21 protein-coding genes are annotated in these 17,776 nt (G+C 62.0%); 14 read left to right on the top strand and 7 right to left on the bottom strand.

Annotation, left to right across the window (positions count from 1 at the left end; genetic code table 11):
- Window positions 1-189: 189 nt before the first annotated feature.
- Window positions 190-618 carry a hypothetical protein gene (locus PCA20602_RS01145; RefSeq protein WP_150719618.1) on the top strand — a complete coding sequence of 143 codons (429 nt, stop codon included), beginning with the start codon at window positions 190-192 and terminating at the stop codon, window positions 616-618.
- Window positions 619-1,350: 732 nt separating this feature from the next.
- Here PCA20602_RS01145 and icd read toward each other — a convergent pair.
- Complete coding sequence (gene icd / locus PCA20602_RS01150) at window positions 1,351-2,604, bottom strand: NADP-dependent isocitrate dehydrogenase (RefSeq protein WP_150719619.1); 1,254 nt, start codon at window positions 2,602-2,604, stop codon at window positions 1,351-1,353.
- A 168-nt stretch (window positions 2,605-2,772) separates the two neighbouring features.
- On the opposite strand from icd, the gene PCA20602_RS01155 reads away from it, so the two are divergent.
- The 4 genes from PCA20602_RS01155 to PCA20602_RS01170 all read left to right on the top strand — a co-directional run bounded on the left by PCA20602_RS01155 (window position 2,773) and on the right by PCA20602_RS01170 (window position 4,667).
- A complete protein-coding gene (locus PCA20602_RS01155; RefSeq protein WP_150719620.1) occupies window positions 2,773-3,363 on the top strand; it encodes a pseudouridine synthase in 591 nt (196 codons plus the stop codon).
- A 52-nt stretch (window positions 3,364-3,415) separates the two neighbouring features.
- A complete protein-coding gene (locus PCA20602_RS01160) occupies window positions 3,416-3,664 on the top strand; it encodes a hypothetical protein (RefSeq protein ID WP_150719621.1) in 249 nt (82 codons plus the stop codon).
- Between the two features lie 127 nt (window positions 3,665-3,791).
- A complete protein-coding gene (locus PCA20602_RS01165) occupies window positions 3,792-3,995 on the top strand; it encodes a hypothetical protein (RefSeq protein WP_069341954.1) in 204 nt (67 codons plus the stop codon).
- A 192-nt stretch (window positions 3,996-4,187) separates the two neighbouring features.
- Window positions 4,188-4,667, top strand: coding sequence for a DUF192 domain-containing protein (locus PCA20602_RS01170; RefSeq protein WP_425495628.1), 480 nt, complete (start codon window positions 4,188-4,190; stop codon window positions 4,665-4,667).
- A gap of 44 nt (window positions 4,668-4,711) precedes the next feature.
- On the opposite strand, the gene PCA20602_RS01175 is transcribed toward PCA20602_RS01170, so the two are convergent.
- The 3 genes from PCA20602_RS01175 to xseA form a co-directional block, all read right to left on the bottom strand.
- Window positions 4,712-5,305 (bottom strand): HD-GYP domain-containing protein, encoded by a 594-nt coding sequence (locus PCA20602_RS01175; protein WP_174980692.1) that lies wholly within the window; start codon window positions 5,303-5,305, stop codon window positions 4,712-4,714.
- Window positions 5,306-5,730: 425 nt separating this feature from the next.
- Complete coding sequence (sodB, locus tag PCA20602_RS01180) at window positions 5,731-6,309, bottom strand: superoxide dismutase [Fe] (RefSeq protein WP_150719623.1); 579 nt, start codon at window positions 6,307-6,309, stop codon at window positions 5,731-5,733.
- Between the two features lie 201 nt (window positions 6,310-6,510).
- Window positions 6,511-7,884, bottom strand: a complete 1,374-nt coding sequence (gene xseA, locus PCA20602_RS01185) for an exodeoxyribonuclease VII large subunit (protein WP_150719624.1) — start codon at window positions 7,882-7,884, stop codon at window positions 6,511-6,513.
- Window positions 7,885-8,331: 447 nt separating this feature from the next.
- On the opposite strand from xseA, the gene PCA20602_RS01190 reads away from it, so the two are divergent.
- From PCA20602_RS01190 to PCA20602_RS01225, 8 genes are all read left to right on the top strand, one after another.
- Window positions 8,332-8,946 carry a MotA/TolQ/ExbB proton channel family protein gene (locus PCA20602_RS01190; protein ID WP_150719625.1) on the top strand — a complete coding sequence of 205 codons (615 nt, stop codon included), beginning with the start codon at window positions 8,332-8,334 and terminating at the stop codon, window positions 8,944-8,946.
- A gap of 15 nt (window positions 8,947-8,961) precedes the next feature.
- Window positions 8,962-9,408, top strand: a complete 447-nt coding sequence (locus PCA20602_RS01195; RefSeq protein ID WP_069341959.1) for an ExbD/TolR family protein — start codon at window positions 8,962-8,964, stop codon at window positions 9,406-9,408.
- A gap of 50 nt (window positions 9,409-9,458) precedes the next feature.
- The gene (gene lpxK, locus PCA20602_RS01200) at window positions 9,459-10,475 is read left to right on the top strand and encodes a tetraacyldisaccharide 4'-kinase (protein ID WP_150719985.1); all 1,017 of its coding nucleotides are present in this window, start codon (window positions 9,459-9,461) and stop codon (window positions 10,473-10,475) included.
- Window positions 10,456-10,662, top strand: coding sequence for a Trm112 family protein (locus PCA20602_RS01205; protein ID WP_150719626.1), 207 nt, complete (start codon window positions 10,456-10,458; stop codon window positions 10,660-10,662). The genes lpxK and PCA20602_RS01205 overlap by 20 nt, the downstream gene beginning before the upstream one ends.
- Window positions 10,659-11,450: a 3-deoxy-manno-octulosonate cytidylyltransferase gene (kdsB, locus tag PCA20602_RS01210; RefSeq protein ID WP_150719627.1), complete on the top strand. Its 792-nt coding sequence runs from the start codon at window positions 10,659-10,661 to the stop codon at window positions 11,448-11,450. The genes PCA20602_RS01205 and kdsB overlap by 4 nt, the downstream gene beginning before the upstream one ends.
- A gap of 320 nt (window positions 11,451-11,770) precedes the next feature.
- Entirely contained in the window at window positions 11,771-12,436 is a 666-nt protein-coding gene (gene adk, locus PCA20602_RS01215; protein WP_150719628.1) for an adenylate kinase, read from the top strand.
- A gap of 170 nt (window positions 12,437-12,606) precedes the next feature.
- A complete protein-coding gene (locus PCA20602_RS01220) occupies window positions 12,607-13,365 on the top strand; it encodes an SDR family NAD(P)-dependent oxidoreductase (protein WP_069341963.1) in 759 nt (252 codons plus the stop codon).
- A gap of 204 nt (window positions 13,366-13,569) precedes the next feature.
- Window positions 13,570-14,064 (top strand): Mpo1 family 2-hydroxy fatty acid dioxygenase, encoded by a 495-nt coding sequence (locus PCA20602_RS01225; protein WP_150719629.1) that lies wholly within the window; start codon window positions 13,570-13,572, stop codon window positions 14,062-14,064.
- 146 nt (window positions 14,065-14,210) lie between these two features.
- On the opposite strand, the gene PCA20602_RS01230 is transcribed toward PCA20602_RS01225, so the two are convergent.
- Together PCA20602_RS01230 and murJ are read right to left on the bottom strand one after the other, a co-directional pair.
- Window positions 14,211-15,077, bottom strand: coding sequence for a SirB1 family protein (locus PCA20602_RS01230; RefSeq protein WP_069341965.1), 867 nt, complete (start codon window positions 15,075-15,077; stop codon window positions 14,211-14,213).
- A 53-nt stretch (window positions 15,078-15,130) separates the two neighbouring features.
- On the bottom strand, window positions 15,131-16,684 hold the full coding sequence (murJ, locus tag PCA20602_RS01235; RefSeq protein WP_150719630.1) for a murein biosynthesis integral membrane protein MurJ: 1,554 nt from the start codon (window positions 16,682-16,684) through the stop codon (window positions 15,131-15,133).
- A gap of 179 nt (window positions 16,685-16,863) precedes the next feature.
- Here murJ and rpsT point away from each other — a divergent pair, with 179 nt between their 5' ends.
- Entirely contained in the window at window positions 16,864-17,136 is a 273-nt protein-coding gene (rpsT, locus tag PCA20602_RS01240; protein ID WP_069341967.1) for a 30S ribosomal protein S20, read from the top strand.
- A gap of 313 nt (window positions 17,137-17,449) precedes the next feature.
- Here rpsT and PCA20602_RS01245 read toward each other — a convergent pair whose 3' ends face one another.
- Window positions 17,450-17,764: a DUF3579 domain-containing protein gene (locus PCA20602_RS01245; RefSeq protein ID WP_069341968.1), complete on the bottom strand. Its 315-nt coding sequence runs from the start codon at window positions 17,762-17,764 to the stop codon at window positions 17,450-17,452.
- Between the last annotated feature and the right edge of the window lie 12 nt (window positions 17,765-17,776).

The following is a 17,776-nucleotide window of genomic DNA, read 5'->3' on the forward strand; positions in this document are numbered from 1 at the left end:
CACGCCGCGCGATCTTGCGTATCACGGGCATCACGGGCCCCAAGGACAGCCCGGACTTGCATGCGGACGCGCGTACTTTGCTCCTTGCGTTGTTCCGCCGGGTGCACTGTAATGAAAGCGTCTTGCCGACGCCGCATGTGGGGATGAGAACGCCCTGGCGTCGGTTGCACAGGGGGTGGGAGATCCATCATGGACACCACCGGAAACGCGTTGCGCGCGGCGGCGTTCGCCGCCGGCGTGCTTGGCGTGGGCACGGTATGCGCAGCGCCCACCTATCCGCCACCGACCATCGAGGTCGAAGCGGCCGTCAACCAGAGAATTGCGATCTGGCAGCAGACCAATCACAGCGTACTTTGCCGCGACCTCGGCACCCCGACGTTCGAACTCGATTCGAAGCCATCGTTGGGGGAAGTGATACCGGAATGGATCAGCTACACCGTGCCGGTCGGTCAGCGCTGCGAGGAGATGAAGTTCTCCGGCATGATCGTCTGGTATCAGGCCGGGCCGACGCCGGGCACCGACGTGGTGATCTGGACAGTCGGCTTCCCCCGCGAATTCGGCAGTCATACGCCGAACACTGGTGAGCATCGCGTCACGACAAAGATCCTGATCCGCTAGCGCCCCCTACTCCCGGGATTTTTCGGATTTGCGAGTCGACACGCGGCAAATCGCTTGCGTCCGACGTATTGGGGCGAAATACAATTTCTCTCACGCCCCCCGCTACGTCCAATGAATATTTCGACTTCCAATGATCCGCCTGACACCTGATACCCGTGAAAAAATTCGACACGTTGCAAACTTTGCCCTCATTGGCGCCACCCTGACTGGCGTCGTAGTCGGCCGCACGGGGCTGCCATACGACCCGCGGGACATCGTCGGTGTCATCACGGCAGTCGTTGCCGCGATATGGATTTTTCGCCGACGGTGACACGGGATGTGGCCATATCTTCAATTCGATGCCAACTGGGTGGATTGCGGCGCAGTGATCAGTGGCTTTGGTTACGCAGCCTGGCGAACGTGGCAAGCGCGCAGAGACAAGATGCGCAGCCCACTCGCGATGTCCCATGAGTTCGCGTTCGGGGTGGCCTTTTTTCCTCAATGGCTCTTGCTGCTGTGCGTGACGTCGTCGACCATTGTCGACGGGCTAGCGAATGCGAGCCGCATCAGTCTTTGTGTCGCTGGCAGTTATGCACTCGGCGCAATGTGGGAAGCACAACGCTCCAGTCGCGTGCATGGCCGGCGCAAGCGGTCCTAACCAAGCGCGCTGTCCACATGAAAAACCCCGGCAAGCGTCGCTATACCGGGGTTTGAAGAACGCTCGAATGTCTCGTGCGTCGGGCCCGCACATCGTTACATGTTTTCGATCATCACGTCGCCGAAGCCGGAGCACGACACTTGTGTCGCGCCTTCCATCAGGCGCGCAAAGTCGTACGTCACCTTCTTCGAGAGAATCGATTTCTCCATCGACGCAATGATCAGATCCGCCGCCTCCTTCCATCCCAGATGACGCAACATCATCTCTGCCGACAGAATCTCCGACCCCGGGTTCACGTAATCCTTGCCGGCATACTTCGGCGCCGTGCCGTGAGTCGCCTCGAACATTGCTACGGAGTCCGACAAGTTAGCGCCTGGCGCAATCCCAATGCCACCGACCTGCGCCGCCAGCGCGTCCGAAACATAGTCGCCATTGAGGTTCAGCGTCGCAATCACGTCGTACTCGGCCGGGCGCAACAGGATCTGCTGCAAGAAGGCATCGGCGATCGAATCCTTGATGATGATGTCCTTGCCCGTCTTCGGATGCCTCACCTTGCACCACGGACCACCGTCGATCTCGGTGGCGGCAAATTCCTTCTTCGCGAGTTCGTATCCCCAGTCGCGGAATGCGCCCTCGGTGAACTTCATGATGTTGCCCTTGTGCACGAGCGTCACCGAATCGCGGTTGTTGTCGATCGCGTACTGGATCGCCTTGCGCACCAGACGCTCGGTCCCTTCGCGCGACACCGGCTTCACACCGATGCCCGACGTGTCGGGGAAACGAATCTTGCTCACGCCCATTTCGTTTTGCAGGAACGCGATCAACTTCTTCGCCCCCGCCGATTCGGCTTCCCACTCGATCCCGGCGTAAATGTCCTCGGAGTTCTCGCGGAAGATCACCATGTCGATCTTCTCCGGCTGACGCACCGGCGACGGCACGCCCTTGAAGTACTGCACCGGACGCAGACACACGTACAGATCGAGCTGCTGACGCAACGCCACGTTGAGCGAACGGATGCCGCCACCGACCGGCGTCGTCAACGGCCCCTTGATCGACACCACGTAGTCCTTCACGACCTGAAGCGTTTCGTCGGGCAGCCATACATCCGGACCGTAGATACGCGTCGACTTCTCGCCGGCGTAAATCTCCATCCAGTGGATCTTGCGCTGACCGCCATAGGCCTTTTCCACGGCCGCATCGACGACCTTGAGCATCACCGGCGTAATGTCCACGCCGGTGCCGTCGCCTTCGATGTACGGGATGATCGGATTGTCCGGCACGTTCAGGGAGAAATCCTTGTTGACGGTAATCTTCTCGCCTGCCGGGACCTTGATGTGCTGATACGACATGATGGGGCTCCAATGGGGGAATCAGATGGCGCTGCGCACGGTGTCGCCTATTGTAGTCACAGCATCCGGCTATGGATATGACACAACGCAAGTCTTATATAAGACACAAGACTGACGTTTCCGATTATGCATTAACATGTCGACGCTGAATAGTTTCCCTCACCCCGTATGACACTCCTCGCCCTGAACAAACCCTTCGGTACGATCTGCCAGTTCTCGCCGCATCCGACACGCCCGACGCTCGCAGAATGCATCGACCTGCCGGACGTCTATCCGGCCGGACGACTCGACGCCGACAGCGAAGGACTGTTGCTGCTCACCGATGACGGACGCCTTCAGGCACGCATCGCCGAACCGGAGCGCAAATTGCCCAAGACCTATTGGGCGCAGGTCGAAGGTGAATACGACGAAGCGGCCCTCACGCGTCTGCGTGGCGGACTAGATCTCGGCGACTTCGTCACGCTGCCGTGCGAAGCCCGATGCATCCCCGAACCGGAACATCTCTGGCCCCGCCATCCCCCGATCCGCTATCGCGCGAGCATCCCGACGCACTGGCTCGAAATCAAACTCGTCGAAGGCAAGAATCGTCAGGTCAGACGCATGACGGCCGCCGTCGGCAAACCGACACTTCGCCTTGTGCGCGTCGCCATCGGTCCGGTCGACGTCTTTTCGTTGAACCTCGCGCCCGGACAGTGGGGCGAACTACCGCAACAGATACTTACACTTTCCGGTCAACGCAGTCGTCGCTCACCTCGTTGAGGGAACAGGTGCGCAATATATGCACCGCTAACTGAAACGAGGAAACCAAGTCATGAACAAACTGCTGCTCGCACTGACCGCCGGCCTGATCGTATCCGGTGCCGCGATGGCCCAACAATCGGCGCCGGCAACGGCACCTGTCGCATCGGCAGCGCCTGCAGCAGCAGCGCCTGCTACGGCGGCACCGGCGGCTGGCCATGCCGCACCGGCGAAGAAGACGGCTACCAAGCACAAGAAGCATCACCACAAGAAGACCGGCAAGAAGACCATGAACCAGCCGCCGGTCGGTAACAAGCCGTAATACTTGCGGTCGCAAAATTCCGCGAGTGGGTTGTCAACCGATGTCCTGAACGGACGTTAAAGGAGATGACTCACTTCTCGGGTCAACGAGTACACCACCCAAACATCGAGCTTCAACGAGGAATCTCATGAAAAAACTGATCGCTGCCCTGGTCGCTGGCCTGTTCGCAACGGGCGTGTTCGCCCAAGCTTCGGCTCCGGCCGCTGACGCCGCTGCTCCGGCCGCTGCAAGCAAGCCGGCTGCAAAGAAGAAGTCGACCCACAAGAAGTCGTCGCACAAGAAGGCCAAGAAGGCCGCTGCTGCTGAAGCTCCGGCTGCCGCAAGCAAGTAAGTACCGCGTCGCGCAGCATGGCTGCGCAACGGACGGTAACAGGCAGGTTGCGCATGCAACCTGCTTTTTTTTCGTCCGGCGGCTACAATGACCCGCGACTCGCGGGACTGCCCTCCTCATGGTGTTGAGCACATTTCGGCGTCATTTCGACCGCATTCCTGACGTTCCCCCGATCTTCTCCAGGAGTCATTCGTGATCCGGATTTCACGTCAACTGGCCGCGCTTGCTGCCAGCGTCACGTTCACCAGCGTTGCCGCCGTCATGGCGATCGCCCCGGTCAGCGCTACGGCACAGATCAAACAGCCGGGAGAATTCCCGACCGTCCAACTCTCCGCCGGCATGTACCTCATCAAGGCCGAAGTCGCTGCCAACGAGCACGATCGCGAACAAGGGCTGATGTATCGCACGAGCATGCCCGCCAACGCCGGCATGCTCTTCGTGTTCGAGCAAAGCGCCGGGCACTGCTTCTGGATGAAAAACACCAATCTGCCGTTGTCCATCGCGTTTCTCGCCGATGACGGCACGATCGTGAACATCGAAGACATGGCGCCGCAAACGGAAGACAATCACTGCCCCCGTGCCGCAGTGCGATACGCACTTGAGATGAATCTCGGCTGGTTCAAGAGCAAGAACCTCAAGCCCGGCTCGAAGATCTCCGGTCTGCCGCGCTAAGCGCACGCAACCTCTCTCACACAGACGCACTGCTACGAGTGGCGCTAGCGAGCGCCACTCGATATCTCCAGCGCGGCACCCAGCGCACGCTCGAGAAATCGATCCAGCAGCCACGGGTCGAAATGACGTCCGCGCTCGGCGAGCATGGCGCCGACGATCTGCGCGGAACTCAACGCGGCACGATACGGGCGGTGACTCGCCAGCGCGTCGAAGACGTCGACCAGTGCGACGATGCGTCCGGCCAGAGGAATGCGATTGCCGGACAGCCCATAAGGATATCCGCCGCCGTCATAACGCTCGTGATGCGTGCGCGCGACCGTCGCAGCCAGTTCACATGCCGCGCCACCGATGGCGCTCAACATATCGGCGCCCAGTTGCGGATGCATTCGCATCATCTGCATTTCGTCCGGCGTGAGCCTTCCTGGCTTCTCCAGTATCGAATTCGGAATACATAGTTTGCCCGTGTCGTGCAGCGCTGCGGCGAGCCCCAGGGCCTGCGACTCGATAGCGGACATGCCCAACGCTTGCGCGAATCGCCAGGCGAGCGCGCCGACACGCCACATGTGCGTTGCCGTGCCACCGCGTTTGTATTCGGCGAGTCGGAACAGGGTCCAGGCGGCGGGCGGCAGGCTTCGCATGAGTCCCGCGTCGGCAAGCCAGTTTCGATGCGTTGCGCGAGGGTCTTGCGGGGCGTGGACCTCTCGCGTGACCGGGGCATGGAAGACCGGCGGGAAGGCAAAGGCAGGTGACGGAGATGGCGCGGTGCACGTTGGCGCAGGGTCTGGCATGGGCTGTCCGGAAAGTGTGAAGCGGCTTAAGACGGCTGAAAACGGCTGAAGACGATTTGAAGCGTCCACTCTAACCATGCCCACTTGCGCAAACGTTGACGCGGATCAAGCAGGCCGAAGATCCTGATGACTCTGCGAGCGCTGAAAAACAAAAAGCCCACTGCACGCAGTGGGCTTTCGTTTTGCCGGTGCCGTCAGGCACTCGGGTCGGGTAACTGACGTTGTGCTTCGACGAAGAGGCGTCGAAGCCGACCGGCAAATTCCGGGAGTCTCGATTACGCGAAGTTCTTCGCAGCGAATTCCCAATTGACCAGATTCCAGAATGCCTCGACGAACTTCGGACGGGCATTGCGGTAGTCGATGTAGTACGCGTGTTCCCACACGTCGATCGTGATCAGCGGCTTGTCGGCGCCGGTCAGCGGCGTGGCAGCGTTGCTGGTGTTCACGATGTCGACCGAACCGTCGGCCTTCTTCACGAGCCACGTCCAGCCCGAACCGAAGTTACCCACGGCCGACTTCGAGAACGTTTCCTTGAAAGCGTCGTACGAACCGAACTTGGCGTCGATGGCCTTGGCCAGATCGCCGCTCGGCGCACCGCCGCCGTTCGGCGACAGGGTGTTCCAGAAGAAGGTGTGGTTCCACACCTGTGCTGCGTTGTTGAACACGCCGCCCGACGACTTCTTGATGATGTCTTCGAGGCTGGCGTTTTCGAATTCGGTGCCCTTGATCAGGTTGTTCAAGTTCGTCACATAGGCTTGGTGATGCTTGCCGTAGTGATACTCCATCGTTTCCTTGGAGATGGTCGGTGCCAGTGCATCGATGGCGTACGGCAGTTCAGGGAGCTTGTGTTCCATGGCAATTGTCCTTTGTGCTCTGAGGGGAACCCGATTTTGCGTTATCCGGAGCCATCGATTCTAGGGCAGATGCGATAACCCCGCAAACCCAACGGGTACTTGGTTTACGCAATCTGCCCGACGAATGTGACGATTGTTTGCCGATCCCGACTAATCGATGCACGATGCCTGCGATTCGCCAGCTTTGCCCAACAGGGTCGACTAAAAAGTATCGTCTAGCCTGACCTGAACGTCACCAATGCCCACATCCGCCGCCCCGTCGGCCAGATGCATCGTCACCTGCTGGCCTCGCTGCAACTTCTTCGGGTCGCGCAGCGGGTGCCCCTTCGCATCGAGCACTGCGGCATAACCGCGTTGCAGCGTGCGGCGCGGGTTGAGCAACTCGAGCTGAGCGTTCGCGTCGAGCAGGCGCTGGGTCGAACGTTCCGCGCGACGTGACATCGCCGTGCGCAAGCGTTGCGAGAGCAATGCCAGCCGCTCATGCTGCGACGCCACATCGGGTACCGCACGGGCCAGTCTCAGGCGCAACATCTCGAACCGGCTGCGGCGCTGGGCCAGCGGGCGCTCCAGCGCATGGCGCATGCGGTCGGCCAGATGCGCCAGCTCGCCGCGCTGACGCGCCAGACGCTCACGCGGCGATACCAGCCCGCGCGACAGACTGTCGAGTTGCTGGGCACGCTGCTCCAGCGTGCGGCGCATCGCGCGGCTCAGGCGCTGGCGCTCGCGGTCCACGTCACGCAGACACTCATCGCGCGCAGCCGTGATCAGCTCGGCAGCCGCCGTGGGCGTGGGGGCGCGCACGTCCGCCACAAAGTCGGCAATGGTGAAATCGGTTTCGTGTCCCACGCCGGAGACCACGGGCAGCTTGCTGCGGGCAATGGCGTGCGCCAGCACTTCCTCGTTGAATGCCCACAGGTCTTCGATGGAACCGCCCCCGCGGCACAGGAGAATCGTGTCGACCTCGTTACGGGTGTTGGCCGTGTCGAGCGCGGCCGCCAGCCGCGACGCTGCGTCGACGCCCTGCACCGGCGCCGGGTAGACCACGATGGAGATGTGCGGGGCGCGGCGGGCCAGCGTCGTCAGCACGTCGCGCAAGGCTGCGGCCTGCAACGACGTGACGACCCCCACCCGGCGCGCATAACGGGGCAAGGGGCGTTTGCGTTCGGCATCGAACAGCCCGGCGGCGGCGAGCTTTTCCTTGAGCCGCAGGAACGCTTCGTACAAGTTGCCCTGCCCCGCCCGGCGAATCGCCTCGACGTTGAGCTGCACCTCGCCGCGCGGCACATACATGGAGAGCAAGGCCCGGACTTCGACCCGGTCGCCCTCTTTCGGCGAGAAGTCCGCGTGCTGCGCGCGCCCACGGAACATCACGCAGCGCATCTGCGCCTGCGCGTCCTTGATCGAGAAATACCAATGGCCGCTGGCTGCGCGCGTAAAGTTGGATATCTCACCGCTGACCCAGGCCAGAGGGAAACTCCGCTCCAGCACGCCGGCAACGGCCTTGTTCAAATCCGAAACACTTAGCACGCGATCTGCACCACCGTTGGGCCGTGCATCGTCGAAAGATAGGTTCATGCGTATGCGCTGACGAAAAACTGTCCACAGGCCCGCTAATTTAAGGGTTTTCTCGTCCGGGCGCCCCATATTTCCTGCACTGAGACAACAAATCCTTGATTTATCAGGGTTTGCAGGGGACATCTGCTGTCCCGCGTGTCACGAATCAGGCGACGGCACCCAGATATATCTTCGCTGGACGACATGTGCACATAGTTATCCACAGGCTGATGGAAAAGTCTTGGGATTTGTGAGCTTGCGGTGGTGTTCATTTCTGAAACCGCTCATTGCCCATTTTTTCATCACGAACTAAAAAGAGCCGTCGCGTCAAAGAGTTGTCGAACGTATCCCAAGGTTGTCCACATCCTTGTGCTCGTCAGGTGTGGAAAACGGTGCTTGCCCATCCCCCCCCTGCACGCTACAGTTCGGACTCGTTTGCCCATCCCCGCAACAAGCAAGAGGTCGTCTTTGTTCGCCGTCATCCAGGCCGCCGGCTGGCCCATCTGGCCACTTCTCATCGCATCCGTCATCGCCCTCGCTCTGATCGTGGAGCGCGCACTGTCGTTGCGCCGCACTCGCGTGCTGCCGACGGGTGTGCTCGAAAACGCGATCACGCTCGCCCGCCGAGGCGCCGCCAAGCAGGACGCCACCGAAGCGCTGGCCCGTGGCTCGATGCTCGGCCGGGTGCTGGCGACCGGCGTCCGGTACGTCGCCCATAATCCGCAGGGCCCGCGCGAAGGTGCGAAGGATGCGCTGGAGGAAACGGGGCGTGCCGTCGCTCACGAACTCGAACGCTTTCTGCCCGCTCTGGGCACCATCGCCTCGGTCGCCCCGCTGATGGGGCTGTTCGGCACGGTGATCGGCATGATCGAGATTTTCGGTTCGCAGGATGCAACAGGCACCGACCCGGCCCAACTGGCGCACGGCATTTCCGTTGCGCTCTACAACACCGGCTTCGGGCTGATGATCGCGATTCCCGCGATGATCTTCTACCGCTATTACCGCACGCGTGTCGACGCCTTCCTCGTCGAGCTCGAGACGCAAGCCGTCCATTTTCTCGATGCCACGCTGCCGCGGCATTGATTCGAGAGACACGCGATGAATTTCCGTCGAGGTCTCTCCACGCGCGACGAGCCGGAGATCAATCTGATTCCGCTCATCGACGTGCTGCTCGTCATCCTGATATTCCTGATGGTCACCACGACCTACACGCGCTACACGGCGCTCAAGGTCAATCTGCCGACGGCGGATGCCGAAAAGGCCGTGGTGCCGCCGCGTCAGATCGTCGTCTCGGTCGGCGCAGATGGCAGTTACGCCATTGATCGGCACTCGCTCGCACAACGCGACGTAGCGAGCCTGACGGCGGCACTGCGTCAGGCAGCCGGCCCGGCGAACACGGGAGCCGAGCCGCCCGTCATCATCATCAATGCCGACGCCAAGAGCGCTCATCAATCGGTCATCAACGTGATGGAAGCCGCGCGTGAAGCCGGCCTGTCGCGCCTGACGTTCGCCGCGCGATCGACGACGGCGCAGCCGGCCCGATGACCCACCCCACTCGCCCGGACAACGCGAACGGGGCGCGCGCACGCGCGCTCGTGCCTCGCCTGTCCGGATCGCTGGTGCATTGGGTGAGCGCGCAGTGGCAACGTCGCGGAATCGTGGCGTGGTTGTTGTGGCCCCTGTCGTGGATCTTTGGCGCCATCGCCGCGTGGCGGCGCATGCGTTTTCGTCGTGGTGGGAAGCGGTCGACGCGCCTGCCGGTGCCGGTCGTTATCGTCGGCAACCTCACCGTGGGAGGTACCGGCAAGACACCGACCGTCATCGCCCTTGTCGAGGCCTTGCGCGCCCGCGGCTATACGCCCGGCGTGCTCTCGCGTGGATACGGCGCCAGTCTTTCCCGTCCGACCGAGGTAAGTGTCACCGCGCGCCCCGAAGCGACCGGCGACGAACCGTTGCTGATCGCCAAACGCACGGGCGCGCCTGTGTGGGTCTGGCCGTCGCGCGTCGAAGGCGGCCAGGCGTTGCTCGCGGCACACCCGGAATGCGATGTCATCGTGTGCGACGACGGGCTTCAGCATTACGCGCTGGCGCGTGATGTCGAGATTGCCGTCTTCGATCACCGCCTTGGCGGCAACGGCTTTCTCTTGCCCGCCGGACCGTTGCGTGAACCGTTGTCGCGTCGTCGGGACATCAATCTGATCAACGACCCTTACGGCAGGACGCTGCCCGAGTGGCCCAACACGTGGCGCCTGACGCTCACGCTCGGTGATGCGTGGTGCGTGAGCCAACCCTCGCTCACCCGGGCGCTGTCGCACTTCGCAGGCAAACGCGTGCTGGCCGCCGCCGGCATCGGAGCGCCGGAGCGATTCTTCGCGGCATTGCGCGCAGCAGGCTTGCAGATCGAGACACTGGCGCTGCCCGATCATTACGACTTTGCGGTGAATCCGTTCGACGGCGTTGCCGCCGACGCCATCCTGATCACCGAAAAGGATGCAGTAAAATGCGTCACCTGGTCCGACCCGCGTGTGTGGGCCGTACCTGCCGAGGCAGCGCTCGATGCGCGTCTCGTATCATTGGTAGTGGAGAAATTGCGTGGACAACCGACTGTTTGAGATTCTCGTCTGCCCGTTGTGCAAGGGCCCGCTGGCGCTGGATAAGAAAGCCCAGGAGCTGATTTGCCACGCAGACAAGCTCGCGTACCCGATTCGCGACGGGATTCCCGTCATGCTGGCCGATGAAGCACGTCAGTCCGTCGAGGGTACGCCCGTCCCGCTGAACGACAACAAGTCCGCATCGTGAGCGATACGAAAGTCACCCTCGATTTTGTCGCCGTGGTGCCCGCGCGTCTCGCGTCGACGCGCCTGCCCAACAAGCCGCTGGCCGACATCGGCGGCAAACCGATGGTCGTGCGTGTCGCTGAGCGCGCGCGCGAGTCGGGGGCGCGTCAGGTGGTCGTGGCCACGGACGCGCAAAGTGTGGTTGACGCCGTCTCGGCCCATGGCTTCGATGTCGTGCTCACGCGTGCCGATCACCCGACCGGTACCGACCGTCTTGCCGAAGTCGCCGCCCAGCAAGGCTGGTCGGACGACACCATCGTCGTCAACGTGCAGGGCGACGAACCCCTGATCGACCCGCGGCTGGTGCATGCCGTCGCCGGGCATCTGGCCGAACATCCTGAATGTGCGCTGTCAACGGCAGCGCATCCGATCACCGACAACGCCGAGATCTTCTCGCCGAACGTCGTCAAGGTCGTGCTCGACGCGCACAGCCGTGCGTTGTATTTTTCCCGCGCCCCCATTCCCTGGTCGCGCGACGCGTGGGCTGCGGGCCTGGCCCATGCGGCCACGCTGCCGGCCGCGACGACACCGATCTTCCGTCATATCGGGCTGTACGCCTATCGCGCCAAGTTCCTTCGCAGCTATCCCAGCTTGCCGCAGGCGCCGGTCGAGACGGCAGAGTCGCTTGAGCAGTTGCGTGCGCTCTGGCATGGCGAACGTATCGCCGTGCTGGTTACCGACGATGCCCCGCTACCGGGCGTGGATACCGCCGAAGATCTCGAACGCGTGCGCGCATTGCTGAAAAACTGACGCGTACCCCCATTCGCGGCTCGGTGCAAATCCGAGGTTCGGCACGCCCCTGTTGCGGTAACGGGTGTGTCCCGGAAATCGCATCGGCGTGGCGTTAGCAAGTCTGCAAAACGCCGCCGGGCGGGCATGACGTGGCATAATCGCTCTGATTCTCGCGAGCAGACCTCGGTCCCGCACGCGTCGCGCTATGCCGAGCGCGACGTCTGCGCGCCGCGCGGTTGGCCGGTCACCGGACCCGCAACCGCCGCAAGACACCCGTGGGACGCACCCGCCTGCCGCACGCACAGCATTTACAAATCACAAACTTTCAGGAGTCATCGATGCGTCTGATTTTGTTGGGGGCACCCGGGGCCGGTAAGGGCACCCAAGCAACTTTCATCAAAGAAAAATTCGGCATCCCGCAAATCTCGACCGGCGACATGCTGCGCGCCGCGATCAAGGAAGGCACCCAACTCGGCCTCGAAGCCAAGCGTTTCATGGACGCCGGCGATCTGGTGCCGGACGCCGTGATCATCGGCATGGTGAAGGAACGCCTCACCGCCGACGACTGCAAGAACGGCTATCTGTTCGACGGTTTCCCGCGCACCATCGCCCAGGCGGAAGCCATGAAGGAAGCGGGCGTCGCCATCGACTTCGTGCTCGAAATCGACGTGCCGTTCGACGAAATCATCACCCGCATGAGCGGCCGTCGTACGCATCCGGCATCGGGCCGCACGTACCACGTCAAGTTCAATCCGCCGAAGGTCGAAGGCGTTGACGACGTGACCGGCGAACCGCTCGTGCAGCGCGACGACGACAAGGAAGAGACCGTCAAGAAGCGCCTCGCCGTGTACGAATCGCAAACCAAGCCGCTGGTGGCCTATTATTCGGATTGGGCCAAGCACGGCAGCCCGGGCGCGATCGTCGAAGCCCCGCAGTACCGCAAGATTTCGGGTCAGGGCAGCGTGGAAGAAATCCGCACCCGTGCATTCGACGCACTGAAGTAATTCAGTCGCCGTCGCCGTGTGATCGGGGGTGACCACTCGCCGGTTACGCCGAAGCCGATGTCGGTTCGAGGTGTATTCGACACGCGTGACGCGAGTACTGCATAAGTAACGCCACAGAAAAGGCGGCCAGTTTCCACTGCGCCGCCTTTTTTGCCAAAGGAGGATGACGCATGGAAATTCAGGGCAATGTGTTTCTGATCACCGGTGGCGCCTCGGGGCTCGGCGCAGCGGCCGCGCGCTGGCTGGCCGGACTTGGCGCGAAAGTCACGCTCGCCGACGTCAACGTCGATGAAGGCGAAGCGCTTGCCGAGAAGCTCGGCGGCAAGTTCGTCAAATGCGACGTCACGCGTGAAGATGACGGCAAGGCGGCCGTGGCGGCGGCCCAATCGCTGGGCACGCTTCGCGGTCTCGTCAATTGCGCGGGCATCGCCATCGGCAGCAAGACCGTGGGCCGCGACGGGCCGCATCCGCTCGACGCCTTCGCGCGCGTCATTCAGATCAATCTGATCGGCACGTTCAACATGATCCGCCTGGCGGCGACTGCCATGAGCCAGGGCGAACCCAATGGCGAGGGCGAGCGCGGTGTGATCGTCAATACCGCATCCGTGGCCGCGTTCGACGGGCAAATGGGGCAAGCCGCCTACGCGGCATCGAAAGGCGGTGTCGCGAGCCTCACGCTCCCGGTCGCCCGCGACCTGTCGCGCAGCGGGATTCGCGTGATGACCATCGCTCCAGGGATTTTCGAAACGCCGATGATGCTCGGCATGCCGGCCGAAGTGCAGGCATCGCTCGGTCAGATGGTCCCCTTCCCGCCACGGCTGGGCAGGCCCGCAGAGTACGCAATGCTCGTGGAACAGATCGTGCGCAATCCCATGCTCAACGGCGAAGTCATTCGTCTGGACGGCGCCATCCGGATGCAGCCGAAGTAACACCAAAATCAGAGGTGTACCGCCGGGCGGCGAGCCTAAAGCGCCTCCCCGGACACGTTGTCGCACCGCAGCAAAATGTCGTAGCGACTATGACTACAATGGAATGCCGACCGCACCTTGCGGACGGCACCAGACACCGGTATTCATGCTCCCCGACCGGTGCCCGAGCATTCTTCCCGTCGTCCCCCGAGGCAGGAGGCTGGCATGAAATCACTGGCGCAACAGATGTCGTTCTATCAGCGCTATCACCGCAGTCCCAAGAATCGCCTGACCCATTTCTTCGGCGTTCCCATGATCATCCTCGCCGTCATGCAGGCGTTCTCATGGGTGCCGCTCGGCCCCAGCGGACTGAATGCGACGCATGTGATCGTGCTGGTACTGCTGATGTACTACTTCCTGCTCGACGTGCCGCTCACGCTTGCCATGACGGCGTTCTTCGCGGTCATGCTCGCCGTCACGCAACATCTTGCCCGGCTACCGTGGCCCTGGGCGCTGACCGTTTTCGGCGTGCTCTTCGTCGGTGGCTGGATCGTGCAACTCATCGGCCATCACTTCGAAGGCCGCAAGCCGGCGCTGCTCGACAATCTCTTTCAGATATTCATCGCCCCGATGTTCCTGATGGCCGAAGTGTTTTTCCATTTCGGCTACAAGCCCGGTTTGCAACGGGAAGTGCAGGAACTGTCGATGCAGTCGGTATAACCCGCAGTCTGTCGGTCGACGCCCGACGGCGGTCGGCGAACAGCAGACGACGCAAGACAAAACGCCAGCCGGTAACTCCGGCTGGCGTTTTTCATCGGTAAAGCGTTGGCGAGCGCGACATCGGGCCCCGTTAGGCCTCGTCAGGACTACCCGTGACTCCCCGGGCGACGGCTCAGGTCGTCGAGCACCTGGCGGATGGCGTCGGCATCGTCGGCATCGGGGCGCTTGCTCAGATAGAGCTCCAGATCGTCCTGCGCCGGTCGCACGAGCCCCAGACGCGCATAGGCCAGCCCCCGGTCGCGCTTCTCGATCGGCTGATCGGGCAGCACGAGCACCATACGCTCCTGTACCGCCAGCAAACGTTCCCATCGTTCATTCTGCGTATAGATCGCGCGCAGATTACGGAGCATGCGCGCCAGGATCTCGCGCGGCGACGCCGGCTCCAGGAACGGATGCAACAACGCCCACAAGGCAAGCTCCTGGATGGGCTCCGCGCTCTCGTCGCGATAGTGCTTCAGGTAAGGCTCCACCATTTCGAGCAGGCGCTGCGGTGAAAGCGAGTTACCAGAAATCGGATCGATAACGACATCACCGGCCGGCACGGCGAGCCGAAGCAGAAAGTGACCGGGGAACGAGAGGCCGCGCAACGGCAACCCAATCTGGTGACCGATTTCCATGCACAACACGGCCAGAGAAATGGGAATGCCACGACGCCGGTCCAGCACCACATGCAAATGGCTGTTGTCCGGGTCGTAATAGTCGTTCTGATTGACCGTGAAGCCCAGTTCACGGAAGAAGAAGTGGTCGAGCAGTTGCAGTTTCTGCAACGGTCCGGCGTCAGGCGGCAGACGTTTGGCCAGACGGGCGGCAAGCGCGTCGATCTGCGTCAGCGTGTCCTGCACGTCGAGATCGGGATAGACGTCCTGCGCGATGGCGATGGCGGCCTCGGTCAACGGCAGACCGTCGTCGGACGCCACCAGCGCGGCAAAGTACTCGAGAATTCGATTCGCCATGCGGTATCCGTGATTTCTTCCGCGTCACTTGCCCGTCCCGCAATCCCGGCGGATCAGGAGAGGGTTCGGCGGCGGAAGAACGAGAAGTTGAAACCCATGAGGAATAATGCCCCGAAATACACCACGGCGCATAGCACCAGACTCGCGCCGAGCAACGCAATTCGGGCCAGCGGACGCGCACCAAGCGCCACCCAGTCGAAGCTCTGGGTGAACCACAGCAGCAGACCAGCCAGAATCAGGCACGCGGCGAGCAGTTGCACGAAAAACAAGCGCCACCCCGGCGCGGGGCGGTAAATGCCGCGCTTGTAGAGGCCGACGAAAAGCAGCGCCGCGTTCATGCAGGCGCCCACGCCGATCGACAACGACAGCCCGGCATGCGCGAACCAGCGCACGAAAAGCAGGTTCGACAGTTGCGTGGCGATCAATACCACGATGGCAATCTTCACCGGCGTCTTGATGTCCTGCTTGGCGTAGAAGCCCGGCGCGAGGATCTTGATGAGAATGAGGCCGACGAGACCCACGCCATACGCCGTCAGCGCATGCGCGGTCATCGCAACGTCGGTCGCATCAAAGCGGCCATATTGATAGAGCGTTGCGGTCAACGGTTCCGCGTAGACGAACAGGCCCACGGCACTGGGCATCGCCAGCAGGAATGTCAGACGCAGCCCCCAATCCAGCAGCGCCGAATACTCGGCGGCATCGCCGTCGGCATTTGCCCGCGACAGGCTCGGCAGCAGGATGGTGCCAAGCGCCACACCCAGCAACGCCGTTGGAAATTCCATCAGACGGTCGGCATAGGCCAGCCACGAGACGCTGCCCTGCGCCAGTCGCGAGGCGATGTTCGTGTTGATGATGAGGCTCACCTGCGCAACCGACACCGCGAGCGTAGCGGGGACCATCTTGGCGAGCACGCGCTTCACGCCGGCATTGCGCAGGGCCGCGAGAACGTTGAACGTGATGCGCGGCAACATGCCGATGCGGGCGAGCGCCGGCAACTGAATGACGAGTTGCAGCACCCCGCCGACGATCACGGCATAAGCCAGCGCGTAGACCGGCGTCTCAAGATGCGGGGCCACCCACAGCGACGCCACGATCGAGCTGACGTTGAGCAGCACCGGGGCGAACGCCGGCATCGAGAACTGGCGCCAGGTATTGAGCACCCCGGCGGCCAGCGTGGTGATCGAAATCAGGGTGATATAGGGGAACATCACGCGCGTCATGAAGACGGCGGCGTCGAACGTGCCGTTCTCGCGCGACAGGCCCGTCGCCACGGCGTACACGACCCCGGACGCGCCGAGCACGCCCGCAATCGTGATGGAAAGCAACACCCAGAACAGCACCGTCGTGACCGAGTCGACCAGCGTCTTGGTCTCGGCTTCGCTACGTTGCGTCTTGAATTCGGCCAGAATTGGGACGAATGCCTGCGAAAACGCCCCTTCAGCGGACAGGCGGCGCAGCAGATTGGGGATACGGAACGCCACGTTGTAGGCGTCGGTCATGGGACCGGCGCCGAACATGCGGGCGATTAGAATTTCACGAATCAGGCCGGTGATGCGCGAGAGCATCGTAAAACCGCTGACCGTAGCGAGAGCTTTTAGCAAATTCATGTTGCGCGTATTATACGCACAGCAGTGCAGCAAAGAAGTTGCAATTTCCGTTTCGCTTCGGCTATAATCGACGGTTTCGAAGTCAATGGATTGCTTCCTGGCCACCGTGTCTCCCAGGGAGCCGAGCCAAACTGCATAGAAGCCGCATCAGGCGGAGCAATTCAAGGAATTCACAGAACATGGCAAATACCGCACAAGCACGCAAGCGCGCGCGTCAAACCGTTAAGATCAACGCCCACAACTCGGCGCTGCGTTCGCGTCTGCGCACGGCTGTGAAGGCTGTTCGCAAGGCCATCGCCACGGGCGACCAGGCTGCTGCCAAGGAAGTGCTGCGCGCTTCGGCAAAGACGATCGACATCATCGCTGACAAGAAGATCGTCCACAAGAACACCGCTGCTCGCCAAAAGAGCCGCCTGTCGGCCGCCATCAAGGCGATGTCGGCTGCTGCCTAAGACAGCACTAGCTGCAAAGCAGAACAAGTTGCTTGCCGGTTCCGACTACGGTCGGGACACTAAAAAGCCCGCTTTATGCGGGCTTTTTTCTTTGGTGCGCATTCTTCACCACCAATTCCGCTCCGTCAAACGTTGCACGGCATGAAACCCGTCCGGCGCGCGGACACCGTGCGTCCCAATGAACGTTCTTCGTAGCAATACACAGGGAGAAGGCAATGCAGACGTGCCGGAGCGGCAGCGATGTGACAGCTCGACGGTGAGTCAGGGCCAAAGGCCCGGCACTCACGTCTGGCCGAAAACGGCCGAAGGGGAATTACTTGACGTCGGGAACGAAGCAGGCTTCCGTCATCTGCAAACCGTTGTCACGGGCAAAACTCATCACGAAATCGAACATTCGCGGCTCGATCTCGCGCAGTCGCTCGTCGACAACGACGCATTTGACGTCGCCCACCATCGTCGGACGCACGTAGGGGGAGTACTGCATGTATGCGTTCGGGCCAGAATTGCTTCGGCCGCAGAACGACACGGCGCCGCACAGACGCTCCGCCCAGTCACTCGGACGAAACTTCTTGCCATCCAGCGTCAGGCCCTGGATGAAATACTCACGCGCGGGAACCTGGTCGGTCATATCGCTCAATCA

Origin of the sequence: Pandoraea capi, assembly GCF_902459735.1 — a bacterium.
Classification (GTDB): domain Bacteria; phylum Pseudomonadota; class Gammaproteobacteria; order Burkholderiales; family Burkholderiaceae; genus Pandoraea; species Pandoraea capi.

Bases quoted from the DNA above. Each gene is read 5' to 3' on its own strand.
- icd (WP_150719619.1), bottom strand. From the start codon at position 2,604: ATGTCGTATCAGCACATCAAGGTCCCGGCAGGCGAGAAGATTACCGTC.
- PCA20602_RS01145 (WP_150719618.1), top strand. From the start codon at position 190: ATGGACACCACCGGAAACGCGTTGCGCGCGGCGGCGTTCGCCGCCGGC.
- PCA20602_RS01160 (WP_150719621.1), top strand. From the start codon at position 3,416: ATGAACAAACTGCTGCTCGCACTGACCGCCGGCCTGATCGTATCCGGT.
- PCA20602_RS01195 (WP_069341959.1), top strand. From the start codon at position 8,962: ATGAATTTCCGTCGAGGTCTCTCCACGCGCGACGAGCCGGAGATCAAT.
- PCA20602_RS01165 (WP_069341954.1), top strand. From the start codon at position 3,792: ATGAAAAAACTGATCGCTGCCCTGGTCGCTGGCCTGTTCGCAACGGGC.
- murJ (WP_150719630.1), bottom strand. From the start codon at position 16,684: ATGAATTTGCTAAAAGCTCTCGCTACGGTCAGCGGTTTTACGATGCTC.
- adk (WP_150719628.1), top strand. From the start codon at position 11,771: ATGCGTCTGATTTTGTTGGGGGCACCCGGGGCCGGTAAGGGCACCCAA.
- PCA20602_RS01175 (WP_174980692.1), bottom strand. From the start codon at position 5,305: ATGCGAAGCCTGCCGCCCGCCGCCTGGACCCTGTTCCGACTCGCCGAA.
- PCA20602_RS01225 (WP_150719629.1), top strand. From the start codon at position 13,570: ATGAAATCACTGGCGCAACAGATGTCGTTCTATCAGCGCTATCACCGC.
- PCA20602_RS01245 (WP_069341968.1), bottom strand. From the start codon at position 17,764: ATGACCGACCAGGTTCCCGCGCGTGAGTATTTCATCCAGGGCCTGACG.
- PCA20602_RS01220 (WP_069341963.1), top strand. From the start codon at position 12,607: ATGGAAATTCAGGGCAATGTGTTTCTGATCACCGGTGGCGCCTCGGGG.
- PCA20602_RS01155 (WP_150719620.1), top strand. From the start codon at position 2,773: ATGACACTCCTCGCCCTGAACAAACCCTTCGGTACGATCTGCCAGTTC.
- sodB (WP_150719623.1), bottom strand. From the start codon at position 6,309: ATGGAACACAAGCTCCCTGAACTGCCGTACGCCATCGATGCACTGGCA.
- rpsT (WP_069341967.1), top strand. From the start codon at position 16,864: ATGGCAAATACCGCACAAGCACGCAAGCGCGCGCGTCAAACCGTTAAG.
- PCA20602_RS01230 (WP_069341965.1), bottom strand. From the start codon at position 15,077: ATGGCGAATCGAATTCTCGAGTACTTTGCCGCGCTGGTGGCGTCCGAC.
- xseA (WP_150719624.1), bottom strand. From the start codon at position 7,884: ATGAACCTATCTTTCGACGATGCACGGCCCAACGGTGGTGCAGATCGC.